Genomic DNA, 12,101 nt, shown 5'->3' with positions numbered 1-12,101 from the left:
AGCCGGGGATTTCTTTTTCAGCCCTGTAAAGTTTGTCCTATTCGGGGCGCGGACGTGCCGTTGCGGCTCGTCCGGTATTTTCACCCCTCCCTCACCGCCATTCACTCGCCTGGCTCAGCTTGGCCAACTGATCATGCGTCAGCGCCAGGCTGGCCGCCTTGACCAGTTCGTCCAGTTGCTCGAGCGAGGTCGCGCTGACGATGGGCGAGGTGATGCCGGGTTGCGCGATCTGCCAGGCCAGCGCGGCCTGGGCGGGCGTGCAGTTGGCGTCCTCGGACACTTCGTCCAGCGCTTTCAGGATCCGGTAGCCGCGGTCGTTGAGATAGGTGTCGACGATCTTGCGTCCGCGCGGGCTCTTGCCCGCGTCCGCGGGGCTGCGGTACTTGCCGCTGAGGAATCCGCTGGCCAGGGCGTAATAGTTGATCGTGCCCATCTGCTGCGTCTTCACCAGGCTTTGCAACCCGGACTCGAAGGGTTCGCGGCGGTACAGGTTGTATTCCGGTTGGATGCTCTCGTAGCGCGGCAGGCTGTGCCGTTCGCTCGCGATCAGCGCTTCGGACAGCCGCACCGCAGTGTAGTTGGAGGCGCCGATGGCGCGCACCTTGCCGGACTCGATGTGCTTGGCGTATTCGGCCAGGGTGTCGGTCAGCGGTGTGTCGGGGTCGTCCTGGTGCGACTGGTAGAGGTCGATGTGGTCCGTCTGCAGCCGGGCCAGCGAGGCTTCCAGCGAACGGCGGATGTAGGCGGGCGCCAGGCCCTTGGCGTCGGGTCCCATTTCCATGCCGACCTTGGTGGCGATCAGCACGCGGTCGCGCTTGCCGGAGCGCTTCAGCCATTTGCCGATCAGGGTCTCGGATTCGCCGCCCTGATTGCCTGGAACCCAGCGCGAATACACGTCCGCCGTGTCGATGAAGTTCAGGCCGGCGTCCACCAGCGCGTCCAGCAGCGAGTACGTGCCGGCTTCGTCCACGGTCCAGCCGAAGACGTTGCCGCCGAAGGTGAGGGGAGGAATCTGCAGGCCGGAACGGCCCAATGCGCGTTTGATCATGGTGAGGCCTCTGGATGCTGCGGTTGGCGGCGCGAAAGAAGTCCGGTTTCTGCGGATCCGGCCGCTGCGATTCCGGGCTTTTCAGTATATTGACGCCGCTGCGCCCCGCTGCGGGGCATGCTGTTGCGGCATGCACCATTTCAGGGATTCCCCCGAAACGCTTTGGGTGGGCGGCAAGTTAGACTATACGGCTTTATGGCTAGTCCGGCCGGCGGGGAGCCGCCAGCGGCGCCGTAATAATGAGCAAAAACAAGGGTTCAAGGAGCTTATCTATGCTGATCGGAAAAAAACATTTTCTGACGGTTGGCGCCATGGCGCTGGCGATGGCTATCGCCGCGCCTGTGTCCGCGCAGCAGAAATCCGTGGCGGTCACCGCCATCGTCGAGCATCCGGCGCTGGACGCCGTGCGTGACGGGGTGCAGGATGCCCTCAAGCAGGCCGGCTACGAGCCGGGCAAGAACCTGAAGTGGCAATACCAGAGCGCCCAGGGCAACAACGGCACCGCCGCCCAGATCGCGCGCAAGTTCGTCGGCGACAAGCCCGACGCCATCGTCGCGATCGCCACGCCGTCGGCACAGGCCGTCGTCGCCGCTACCAAGGACGTGCCGGTGGTGTATTCCGCCGTGACCGATCCGGTCGCTGCCCAACTGGTCGCCAGCATGGACGCCTCGGGCACGAACGTGACCGGCGTGTCGGATCTGCTGGCCCTGGACAAGCAGGTCGAACTGATCAAGAAAATCGTCCCTAACGCCAAGCGCGTGGGCATCGTCTACAACCCGGGCGAGGCCAACTCGGTCGTGGTCGTGAAGAAGCTGCAGGAAATCCTGCCGAAGTCTGGCATGAGCCTGGTCGAAGCGGCAGCGCCGCGCTCGGTGGACGTGGCTTCCGCCGCCCGCAGCCTGATCGGCAAGGTCGACGTCATCTACACCAACACCGACAACAACGTCGTGTCGGCCTATGAGTCGCTGGTCAAGGTCGGCAACGACGCCAAGATCCCGCTGATCGCTTCCGACACCGACAGCGTCAAGCGCGGCGGCATCGCCGCCCTGGGCATCAACTACCGCGACCTGGGCGTGCAGACGGGCAAGGTGGTGGTGCGCATCCTGAAGGGCGAGAAGCCCGGCGCCATTCCCTCGGAAACCATCTCCAAGCTCGAGCTCTACGTGAACCCGGGCGCTGCCGCCAAGCAGGGCGTGACCCTGTCCGATGCGATCATCAAGTCGGCCGCGGTGGTTGTGAAGTAATAATCAGCCGTACCCGCCCCGCCATGCCTACCCGGCGTGAGCGGGGCTTGTTTTATGTTCTGGTGTCTTGCCTTACCCCATGGTCTTCAGGGCGGCAGCATTCACAAGATGCTCGCGGCCCGGCGCAATGTGCTGGTCTTGAATGGCCGGCGGCCCGCCTTACGGCGTTGTGCCCGCCCGGCGTTTTTGCTCCCTGAATGGTCCTGCAGACTCATGCTGGCGGCCCGGCCGTCCGGCACGGGAAGGCTTTGGCAGGAAACCGGAGAAAATCCCTCGCAGGGAAACGTTTCTTGCGAAAGCTGGGGTAAAACTGACCCCGAAACGCAAGATATCCGACGCGGCAACTCTTTAATATGCTCGTTTCTTGCCTTCGTGCAAGTTTTTAATATGCCCGCTTCTTACTGATTGGATTTGACCCATGTCATTGTTCTCGTTGTTAGGTGCGTTGGAGATCGGCCTGATCTTCAGCCTGGTGGCTCTGGGCGTGTATATCTCGTTCCGCCTGTTGCGCTTCCCGGACCTGACCGTTGACGGCAGCTTCCCGTTGGGCGGCGCGGTCTGTGCCACGCTGATCGCCTCGGGCACCGACCCGTTCATGGCTACCGTCATCGCCACCATCGCTGGCGCCGCAGCCGGGCTGGTCACCGGCTGGTTGAACGTCAAGCTCAAGATCATGGATCTGCTGGCCAGCATCCTGATGATGATCGCGTTGTACTCGGTCAACCTGCGCATCATGGGCAAGCCCAATGTCCCGCTGATCACCGAACCCACCGTATTCACCATCCTGCAGCCTGAGTGGTTGTCGGATTACGTCGCCCGCCCGTTGATCCTGATCGTGATCGTGATCCTGGCCAAACTGGCGCTGGACTGGTTCTTCGCCACGCAGACCGGCCTGGCGGTGCGCGCCACCGGTTCCAACGGCCGCATGGCCCGCGCCCAGGGCGTAAACACCGGCCGCATGATTCTGGGCGGCATGGCGCTGTCCAACGCGCTGGTCGCGCTGGCGGGCGCGCTGTTCGCGCAGACCCAGGGCGGTTCGGACATTTCGATGGGCATCGGCACCATCGTGATCGGCCTGGCCGCGGTGATCGTGGGCGAAAGCATCCTGCCGTCGCGCAAGCTGGTGCTGGCCACGCTGGCCGTCATCATCGGCGCCATTGTCTACCGCTTCTTCATCGCCCTGGCGCTGAACAGCGATTTCATCGGCCTGAAGGCGCAAGACCTGAACCTCGTCACTGCGGTGCTGGTCACGTTTGCCCTGGTCATTCCCATGCTCAAGCGCCGCCTGGTCGGCAAGAAAGGATGAGGCCCACCCCCGAAGCGCCTGCGGCGCTTCCCCCTCAAGGGGGCGCCGCGCGCGGACCGGCAAAGCCGGCTCCGCGGCGGCCCCGATCGGGCTGTATGGAATTGATGTGGCCTGTGTGCTGCGATTGCACAATGGAGTACTGAAACATGTTGTCCGCAAAAGACCTCAAGATCACGTTCAACGCGGGTACGCCCATCGAAACCCGCGCCTTGCGCGGCCTGTCGCTGGAGATCCCCTCGGGCCAGTTCGTGACCGTCATCGGCTCCAATGGCGCCGGCAAGTCCACCTTCCTGAATGCAGTGTCGGGCGACCTGCCGGTCGACTCCGGCCGCATCGACATCAATGGCGTCGACGTCACGCGCCAGCCGGTGTGGGCGCGGGCGGGCCGTGTGGCCCGCGTGTTCCAGGACCCCATGGCCGGCACCTGCGAAGACCTGACCATCGAAGAGAACATGGCGCTGGCGCAGATGCGCGGCGCGCGCCGCGGCTACAGCCGCGCGGTCAAGGCCTCCATGAAGGAGGGCTTTCGCGAGCGCCTGGCCACGCTGGGCCTGGGCCTGGAAAACCGCCTGACCGACCGCATCGGCCTGCTGTCTGGCGGTCAGCGCCAGGCGGTCAGCCTGTTGATGGCGGCCTTGCAGCCCTCGCGCATCCTGCTGCTGGACGAGCACACCGCGGCGCTGGACCCGCGCACGGCGGACTTCGTGCTGCAGCTGACCGCGCGCATCGTGGCCGAAAGCCAGCTCACCACGATGATGGTGACCCACAGCATGCGCCAGGCGCTGGACGTGGGCGACCGCACCGTCATGCTGCATCAAGGGCAGGTGGTGCTGGATGTGTCGGGCGACGAGCGCCGCGGCATGGACGTGCCGGATCTGCTGGCCATGTTCGAGCGCGTGCGCGGCGAGAAGATCTCGGACGACGCCCTGTTGCTGGGGTAAGCGCCAGGCGCCGGTTGTGTGAACCACAGCCGGCGGCTTCCTGCCGCACTAGATGAACCGACCGGGCCGGAAGGCCTCGTGGCGCGAGGCAGCGCCGCCATCACACATCAGTTCTCCCAGTATCCTGGCCGTGCCGGGCGCGGTGCTGAAGCCGATGTGCTGGTGGCCCAGCGCCAGCCACAGGCCGGGATGGCGCGGCGCTTCGCCTATCATCGGCCGGCTGTCGGGCAGCGTCGGACGCCGCCCCAGCCACGCCTCGGCGTCCAGCCGCCGGTCCAGCGGAAACGCCTCGCGGGCCCGCGCCTCCGCCAGGTCCAGCTGCAGCGGCCGGGCGGGCGCTTCGCAGGCGTCCAGTTCCACTCCCGTGGTCAGGCGCAGCCCGCGTGCCATGGGCGACAGCACGTAGCCGCCGCCGGTGTCGTAGACCGGGCGTGTCAGGCTGGCGCCGTCTGCGCCGCTGTAATGCATGTGGTAGCCGCGCTCGAACGCCATGGGCAGGTCTATGCCCGCCGTTTTCAAAAGGGCCTTCGACCAGGGACCCAGCGCCACCACCAATCGATCCGCCGCTACTGACCCGGACCCCTGCGCGCCTTGCACGATCCAGCCCTGGCCCTCGCGGCGGATGGCGCTGGCGGTCAGGCGTTGGAACGCGCCGCCCGAGCGCCGGAACAGGGCGGCATAGGCCGCGACCACTTCGTGCGGGTCATCGACAGAGTAGGAGCCCTGGATCCACAGGGCGCGGTGGAAGATGGGCGCAAGCGCGGGTTCGATCTCCGCGAGTTCCGCGGGCTGCAAGACCTGGGTCGGCACCTGGTACTGGGCAAAGGTCTTGCGCGACAGTTCGCCGCTGTTCCAGCCCTGTTCCGAGCGGTACAGGAAAACCCAACCCGTATCGCGCAGCCGGTGCGCCGCGCCCGATTCGTTCAGCAGCCGCAGGTGCTCGGGCGCCGAAAGCCGGATCAGGCCATCCAGCGCCTCCACGGTCTGCCTGAACACCGCCGGCCGGGCGTTGAGCAGGAAGCGGGCGGCCCAGCCCAGGTTCCGCGCCAGATAGCTCAGCTTGTAGCGGAACTGCACGGTGTCGTTCTTCAGCAGCCGCGGCAACTGCGGCCACAAGCCGGGGTGGTTGAACGGCATCAGCGAACTGCGCGCGATCACGCCGGCGTTGCCCAGCGAGGTTTCCAGGCCCGGCTCCTGCCGGTCCACCAGCGTGACGGACAGGCCGCGGCGCTGCAGTTCCAGGGCGCAGCAGACGCCCACGATACCCGCGCCTAGGACAACGACGTGCTTTCCCATGTCTTTTTATCTGAGTCCGGTCAGGAGGTGCCGTGATGCCCGGCAAGCTCGCGGAATTGTATTGCAGGCGGCCGGAGAAAATGCGGCGCGCGAACTTCAGGCCTGCGGCGGCTTCCGGCCCATGATCCGTCCTGCCGCGGCCACGCCCCACCACGAGGCCTCCTCGAATACGGAATAGCCTGAAAGGTCTGAGTGCGCGAACAGCACCGGACCGTCCACGTCGCGCAGCGCGGCCAATCCCCGATTGGACAGGTAGCCGCATAGCGGCGAGGCCATGGCGTGGCCGCGCACCGTGATTTCCAGCTGGCGCGCATGGCGCCAGAACTCCTTGCCGTAGGCCGCGACCAGGTCGGACGCGGCCTCGGCCCGCAGTTCTTCCGGACTGGCGCGGGTCAGCCACTCGCGCGCGGCCTGGGGCGTCTGTCCGCTGAGCGCGTGATACGCCGTGAAGACGCAGCGCGGCGTGCGGGCCACACGCAGCAGCTGGTGCGTGGAGACGACATAGCCCAGCGCCTTGCCCTGGTAGACGACGTTGTCCCAGGACAGCGGTTCGCCCGGGGCTTCGGCCGGATAGCCTTCCATGACGAAGTTCGACACCATCCAGGGCGCGTGCGGCGGCGCGTGCACCGCCGGATCGTAGCCATAGGAGCGGATGTCGGGCAGGATGCGCTGGGCCACGAACAAGGGCATCGCGCACACGGCGCGGCGCGCCTGCACCGTGTAGGCGCTGGAAGACGAGGCGAGGCAGGTGACCAGCGCGCCGGCAGGCGTCTCCTGTACCCGGACCGCCGTGCCGGCGGCCAGCCAGTCGGCATGGCCGAGCTTCTTCGTGATGGCGTCGCGCATGCGCTGCATCAACGTCGACAGGCCTCCAGGCCAGGTCAGCACCGCGCCTTCGCCGGCATTTTCGGCATGGCCGTCGCGGCTGGCGAAGTAGTGCAGGCCCGCCCAGGCCGAAATCGCGTCGTACTGTGCGCCGTAGTCGTCGCGGCAGCAATAGTTCAGGTACCAGTGCAGCGCGGGCGAGGTATAGCCCTCGCGGTCCAGCCATTGCTTGAACGTAATCGCGTCCAGCGCGCGCCAGGCCGGGTCCTGCGACGACAGCGTGAGCGGAATGCTGAAGACCTTGCGGCCGTCGTTGCCGGTCTGCGTGTGCAGACGATCGATCAGCGCAAGAAATTTGCGGTGCTGCGCCAGGTCCGCTTCCGGCAGCCCGCTCATGGGCAGCAGGTTCTCTTCCCAATGGCCGCCGCGCAGCAGGCGCTCCTGGGGCGAGTGCACCAGCGCGGTCTCGTCGTAGTAGGGACGGGGGGTACTTGCGCCGCGCTCGATGATGCCGAAATCGGCCAGCATTTCGCGTATGTGCGTGGAGGCCATCGAGGGCAGCGGCAGGTAGTGCGCGCCCAAGGGGTATTCCAGGCCGTCGCGCTGGCCGGCGGCCGCGTTGCCTTCGAGTTCGGGGCCCTGCACCACCAGGAAATCCGTGTGCCCTTCGCGCGCCAGCTTCCAGGCGCAGGACAGGCCTGCCACGCCCGAGCCCAGGATCACGACGTCGCGCTGGCGGCTGGCGGAGGGCTGCGGCCAGGCCGCTGCGTCGCGCAAGGCATGGCCTGCCTGCATGCCCGGGTAATGGATTTCCGGCGTGGTCTCGACGATGCGCGAACGGTAGTACCCGGCGGTGCCGGCGACGGCGGCCGTGGCCGCGCCCAAGAGGAAGCTGCGCCGCCGCATCAGCGGATGACCTTGCGCCAGTCCTCGTCGAAATAGCGCACGAGCGATTGCTCGTTCAGACGGTTCGGAGGCATCGCCAGCGCGGGCATGTCGGCGGGGAAGTGGAACAGTTCGCGCGTCGTGACCGGGTCCAGGTAGCGCGTGGGCACGGTAATCGCGGCGGGCGGCTCGTAGTCGCGGCGCTTGCTGGCCAGAATGAAGCCCCAGTCGCCAAAGGACGGCACGTAGGTATGGTACGGCCAGGTGTTCAGGCCGGCTTCCTTCAAGGTGGCGTCCACGCTCCAGAATGAGCGCGGCGCGAAGTAGGGCGAGGTGGACTGCACCACCATATAGCCGTTCTCGGCCAGGTGGCGCGCCATCAGGTGATAGACCGGGACCGAGTAGAGGCGGCCCAGGCCGAAGTTGGACGGGTCCGGAAAATCCACCACGATGTAGTCATAGACCTCGGCGTGGGTTTCCAGCCAGCGGCCGGCGTCGTCATTGATCACCGTGACCCGGGGATCCTTCAGCGACCCCTGGTTCAGCTTGACCAGCGGTTCGGAGCGGGAGAACAGGCCGGTCATGGCCGGATCCAGATCCACCAACGTCACATGTTCGATATTCTTGTACTTGAGGATTTCGCGCACCGCCAGGCCGTCGCCGCCGCCCAGCACCAGCACATTGCGCGCCCAGGGCAGGGCTTGCAGGCCGGGGTGCACCAGCGCTTCGTGATAGCGGTGCTCGTCGCGCGACGAGAACTGCAGGTTGCCGTTGATGTACAGGCGCAGGTCGTCGTGCCAGCGCGTGACCACCAGGCGCTGGTACTGCGTGGTTTCCGCGTGCACCACGTCGTCGCCGTACAGGCCTTTCTCGGCCCAGGCCGTCATGCTACCGGAATAGATGAAGCCCATCCCCAGGAACCCGATCACCACCCCAGCGCGGATGGCTTTTTCGCCGGGCCTGCGCAGTTCCGCGCGGAACAGCCAGGTGGTCCACAGCGCCACGCTGGCGTTCATGATGCCGAACAGGAAACTGGTGCGCAGCAATCCGAGCTTGGGCGCGAGCAGCAGGGGAAACACCAGCGACACGGCCAGCGCGCCCAGGTAGTCGAAGGTCAGCACGCGGCTGACGATTTCGCGGAACTCGGCCTTGCGCTGATTGAACACTCGCATCACCAGCGGAATCTCCATCCCGACCATCAGGCCGATGACGAAGACGCCGACATACAGGGCAGCGCGGAAGGGCGCGGAAAGCCAGGCGAAGACCAGGAACAGCACCGCGGCGGAGACGCCGCCCAACAGGGCGACCAGCAGCTCCACGTCGATGAAGCGATTCAAAACGTCTTCGTCTCTTACATATTTTGACAACCACGAACCTATGCCCATGGCGAAGAGATAGCAGCCGATGACGGAAGAGAACTGCAGTATCGAATCCCCCAGCAAATAGCTGGCCAGCGCGCTGCTGATGAGCTCATAGCCCAAACCGCAGGAGGCGACGATCAATACCGAAAGGATGAGAACGCGGTCGCGCATGAGGTGTCCGACACGAAAAATGCGTTCGCAGTATATCGAACGCGCCGTATATACTGCGCGCAATTAGGAGGGCGGCAATGGGAGAAGCAATGCATCCGGTGGTGACCTATCTTATCTACATGGCATCTGCGCTTGCCATGCTGGGTGTCTTCACCTTGGTCTACACGGCCGTCACGCGCTACAAGGAATTCGAGCTGATCCGCGAAGGCAATATCGCCGCCGCGCTGTCGTATGGCGGCGCGCTGGTCGGCTTCAGCTTCACCTTGTGCTCCAGCATCGCGATCCATGCCAGCTATGCCATGTTCCTGCTGTGGGGCCTGGTGGCCATGCTGGTGCAGCTGGTCGTGTACGTGGGCGTGTCCCAGACCGTGCGCGGCATGAACGAGGCCATCGAAGAAAACAACATCGCCATGGGCGGGCTGATCGGCTCGATTTCCATCGCCGCGGGCATCGTCAACGCCGCCAGCCTGACCTGACGCGGCCGCGCGCCGCACTCGATCTGACAGGAGAACGACTCATGAGTCTCGGTTCATTCATCCGCAAGCAGTTCATCGACATCCTGCAATGGAACGAGGACCGCGACGGCGTGCTCGCCTGGCGTCATCCCATGCAGGATTTCGAAATCCAGTACGGCGCCAGCCTGACCGTGCGCGAATCGCAGATGGCGGTGTTCGTCAACGAAGGCAAGGTGGCCGACGTGTTCGGCCCCGGCATGTACAAGCTGACCACGCAGACGCTGCCGATCCTGACCTACCTGAAGAACTGGGACAAGCTGTTCGAGTCTCCCTTCAAGTCGGATGTGATCTTCTTCAGCACGCGCCTGCAACTGGGCCGGCGCTGGGGCACGGCGCAGCCGGTGACGCTGCGCGACAGCGAATTCGGCATGGTGCGGCTGCGCGCTTTCGGCGTGTATTCCTATCAGATCTCCGATCCCGCCAAGTTCTACCGCGAGATCAGCGGCACGCGCGACGAATACACCGTCGACGACCTGGAAGCGCAGCTGCGCAACATGGTGGTCGCGGCGATGACGACGGCGCTGGGCGGCTCCAAGGTGCCGTTCCTGGACATGGCCGGCAACCAGGGGCTGATGTCGCAAAGCATCGCTGAACAGCTGGCGCCGGTGTTCGACCGATACGGCGTCAAGCTGGACAACTTCACGGTCGAGAACGTGTCGCTGCCGGAAGAGCTGCAGAAGGCGCTGGACACGCGGATCTCCATGGGCATGGCCGGCGACCTGGGCAAGTTCACCCAGTACCAGACCGCCACGGCCATACCGATGGCCGCGCAGAACGAAGGCGGCATCGCCGGCATCGGCGCGGGCCTGGCGGCCGGCGCGGCGCTGGGCCAGACCATGGCCGCAGGGCTGGCAGGCGCCCAGGGGCAGCCGCAGGCCGCGCCGCAGCCCGCCCAGCAGGCGCCCGCCGCCGCGGGCGCGGATCCGGCGCAACGGCTGCAGCAGCTCAAGGATCTGCTGGACAAGGGCCTGATCACGGCCGCGGACTACGATTCGGCCAAGGCCGAAGTGCTGAAGAAACTCACCAGCTAAGGCTCCATGCAGCAGGTTCTGTGTCCGCAGTGCGGCGCCCCAGTCAAGTTCACGTCCGCGGCATCGGTCATGGCGGTCTGCGGCGCCTGCCGCAGCACCTTGCTGAAGGACGCCGAGTCGGTCAAGCGCATCGGCGAGGCGGCCGAGGTCCTGGAGGACTACTCGCCCTTGTGCCTGGGCGCGGCCGGCACTTATGAAGGCAAGCGCTTCGACCTGATCGGCCGCGTCCAGCTGCGCTACGACGACGGCTTCTGGAACGAGTGGTACCTGTGGTTCGAGGACGGTTCCGACGGCTGGCTGTCGGACGCGTCGGGCCAGTACGCCGTGACCCGGCGGCGCAAGGTCAAGTCTACGCAGGGCATGCCGGCGTTCGACGACATCGCGCCCGGCGATGAACTGAAGCTGGACGGCCAGCGCTTCACGGCCGCCGACGTGCGCGCCTGCCAGGCGGGCGGCACGCAAGGCGAGTTGCCCTTCGTGCCGGGCGAAGGTTGGCTGGCCAAGGTGGCCGACTACCGCTGCCTGGACGCGTTCCTGACGCTGGACTTTTCCGACGGGCCCGAGCCCGAGCTGTACATCGGCAAGGCATTCGACCTGTCCGCGATGCAGGCGGCCTCGCTGCGGACCAACGAGCAGGTCGAGGAGACCGCCGGCCGTTTCCGCGGCCAGATCAAGGCGCTGGACTGCCCCAACTGCGGCGGCCCGATAAGCTTCGTGGCCGCCATGGCCACGCAAGTGGTCTGCCCCTCGTGCGCCGCCGCGGTCGACTGCTCGGGGCCCACGGCCGAGGTCATCGAAAAGGCCCGCAAGGTCAAAGCCATCAAGACCACCTTGTCGCTGGGCGCGGTGGCCAAGATCGATGGCGCGTCCTATACGCTCATCGGCCTGATGAAGTGCGCCGATCCGGATCCCGAGGAACCGTCCGACTGGATCGAATACCTGCTGTTCAATCCCGCAAAGGGTTTCATCTGGCTGGTGGAAACCGACGAGGGCTGGGAGCGGGTGCAGGTATGCGACACCTGGCCCAGCCACAACAACGCCAGCAGCGTGCGCTGGCGCTCCAAGCTTTATCAGAAGCTGTACGACTACACCTCGCGCGTGGAACTGGCCCTGGGCGCCTTCAACTGGCGCGTCAAGGTCGGCGACAGCACCAAGATCACGGATTACAAGGCCGGCAACCTCAAGCTGACCCGCGAACTGAGCGAGTCCGAATTGGGCTGGTCCGCCTCGGGGCCGGTGGCGCCGGCGCAGTTGGCTGAATGGTTCGGCGATCCTGAACTTGCCAAGCAGAAGGCCATGCCGCTCAGCGGCAAGCCCGGGGGCTATCGCAAGTTCGCCTGGACGGCCATGATCGTGCTGGCCTTCCTGAATATCGACACCATTTTCAGTGGCGGCATCGTTCCGATCCTGATCGGCGCGGCGTTCCTGTGGATTCCGGCGGCGGTGGCGGACAAATTATCTGGCAAGGACGAATAACA

10 protein-coding genes are annotated in these 12,101 nt (G+C 65.7%); 6 read left to right on the top strand and 4 right to left on the bottom strand.

Going from position 1 to position 12,101, the window contains the following annotated elements; all coding sequences use genetic code 11:
• Positions 1-91: 91 nt before the first annotated feature.
• Positions 92-1,048 (bottom strand): aldo/keto reductase, encoded by a 957-nt coding sequence (locus tag IB257_RS28265; protein WP_054452926.1) that lies wholly within the window; start codon positions 1,046-1,048, stop codon positions 92-94.
• 272 nt (positions 1,049-1,320) lie between these two features.
• Between IB257_RS28265 and IB257_RS28260 the strand changes: the two genes are divergently transcribed.
• The 3 genes from IB257_RS28260 (at position 1,321) to IB257_RS28250 (ending at position 4,539) form a co-directional block, all read left to right on the top strand.
• A complete protein-coding gene (locus tag IB257_RS28260) occupies positions 1,321-2,292 on the top strand; it encodes an ABC transporter substrate-binding protein (RefSeq protein WP_054452924.1) in 972 nt (323 codons plus the stop codon).
• Positions 2,293-2,710: 418 nt separating this feature from the next.
• Positions 2,711-3,598, top strand: a complete 888-nt coding sequence (locus IB257_RS28255) for an ABC transporter permease (RefSeq protein WP_054452922.1) — start codon at positions 2,711-2,713, stop codon at positions 3,596-3,598.
• A gap of 146 nt (positions 3,599-3,744) precedes the next feature.
• Positions 3,745-4,539: an ABC transporter ATP-binding protein gene (locus IB257_RS28250; protein WP_013395026.1), complete on the top strand. Its 795-nt coding sequence runs from the start codon at positions 3,745-3,747 to the stop codon at positions 4,537-4,539.
• Between the two features lie 48 nt (positions 4,540-4,587).
• Here the strand turns inward: IB257_RS28250 and IB257_RS28245 are convergent, their stop codons facing one another.
• The 3 genes from IB257_RS28245 to IB257_RS28235 form a co-directional block, all read right to left on the bottom strand.
• A complete protein-coding gene (locus tag IB257_RS28245; protein WP_192493164.1) occupies positions 4,588-5,835 on the bottom strand; it encodes an FAD-binding oxidoreductase in 1,248 nt (415 codons plus the stop codon).
• 96 nt (positions 5,836-5,931) lie between these two features.
• Complete coding sequence (locus IB257_RS28240) at positions 5,932-7,566, bottom strand: NAD(P)/FAD-dependent oxidoreductase (protein WP_192493163.1); 1,635 nt, start codon at positions 7,564-7,566, stop codon at positions 5,932-5,934.
• Positions 7,566-9,077, bottom strand: a complete 1,512-nt coding sequence (locus IB257_RS28235) for a polyamine aminopropyltransferase (RefSeq protein ID WP_192328750.1) — start codon at positions 9,075-9,077, stop codon at positions 7,566-7,568. Before IB257_RS28235 ends, IB257_RS28240 begins: the two co-directional genes overlap by 1 nt.
• Before the next feature lie 89 nt (positions 9,078-9,166).
• On the opposite strand from IB257_RS28235, the gene IB257_RS28230 reads away from it, so the two are divergent.
• Genes IB257_RS28230 through IB257_RS28220 form a run of 3 tightly spaced genes read left to right on the top strand, consistent with a single transcriptional unit; the run spans position 9,167 to position 12,099 of the window.
• Positions 9,167-9,553 (top strand): DUF350 domain-containing protein, encoded by a 387-nt coding sequence (locus tag IB257_RS28230; RefSeq protein ID WP_054452914.1) that lies wholly within the window; start codon positions 9,167-9,169, stop codon positions 9,551-9,553.
• A gap of 41 nt (positions 9,554-9,594) precedes the next feature.
• Complete coding sequence (locus IB257_RS28225) at positions 9,595-10,623, top strand: SPFH domain-containing protein (RefSeq protein ID WP_054452912.1); 1,029 nt, start codon at positions 9,595-9,597, stop codon at positions 10,621-10,623.
• A gap of 6 nt (positions 10,624-10,629) precedes the next feature.
• Positions 10,630-12,099, top strand: a complete 1,470-nt coding sequence (locus tag IB257_RS28220; RefSeq protein WP_119449992.1) for a DUF4178 domain-containing protein — start codon at positions 10,630-10,632, stop codon at positions 12,097-12,099.
• The last annotated feature ends 2 nt before the right edge of the window (positions 12,100-12,101 follow it).

Source organism: Achromobacter sp. ACM03, assembly GCF_014851665.1.
GTDB lineage: Bacteria > Pseudomonadota > Gammaproteobacteria > Burkholderiales > Burkholderiaceae_B > Achromobacter > Achromobacter aegrifaciens.
Note: the sequence above shows the minus strand (reverse complement) of the source record. Positions and strands in the feature narration are given on the sequence as shown.

What these genes read in the sequence shown, in the direction of transcription:
- IB257_RS28265 (WP_054452926.1), bottom strand. Translation starts at nt 1,048, where the DNA reads ATGATCAAACGCGCATTGGGCCGTTCCGGCCTGCAGATTCCTCCCCTC.
- IB257_RS28260 (WP_054452924.1), top strand. Translation starts at nt 1,321, where the DNA reads ATGCTGATCGGAAAAAAACATTTTCTGACGGTTGGCGCCATGGCGCTG.
- IB257_RS28255 (WP_054452922.1), top strand. Translation starts at nt 2,711, where the DNA reads ATGTCATTGTTCTCGTTGTTAGGTGCGTTGGAGATCGGCCTGATCTTC.
- IB257_RS28250 (WP_013395026.1), top strand. Translation starts at nt 3,745, where the DNA reads ATGTTGTCCGCAAAAGACCTCAAGATCACGTTCAACGCGGGTACGCCC.
- IB257_RS28245 (WP_192493164.1), bottom strand. Translation starts at nt 5,835, where the DNA reads ATGGGAAAGCACGTCGTTGTCCTAGGCGCGGGTATCGTGGGCGTCTGC.
- IB257_RS28240 (WP_192493163.1), bottom strand. Translation starts at nt 7,566, where the DNA reads ATGCGGCGGCGCAGCTTCCTCTTGGGCGCGGCCACGGCCGCCGTCGCC.
- IB257_RS28235 (WP_192328750.1), bottom strand. Translation starts at nt 9,077, where the DNA reads ATGCGCGACCGCGTTCTCATCCTTTCGGTATTGATCGTCGCCTCCTGC.
- IB257_RS28230 (WP_054452914.1), top strand. Translation starts at nt 9,167, where the DNA reads ATGCATCCGGTGGTGACCTATCTTATCTACATGGCATCTGCGCTTGCC.
- IB257_RS28225 (WP_054452912.1), top strand. Translation starts at nt 9,595, where the DNA reads ATGAGTCTCGGTTCATTCATCCGCAAGCAGTTCATCGACATCCTGCAA.
- IB257_RS28220 (WP_119449992.1), top strand. Translation starts at nt 10,630, where the DNA reads ATGCAGCAGGTTCTGTGTCCGCAGTGCGGCGCCCCAGTCAAGTTCACG.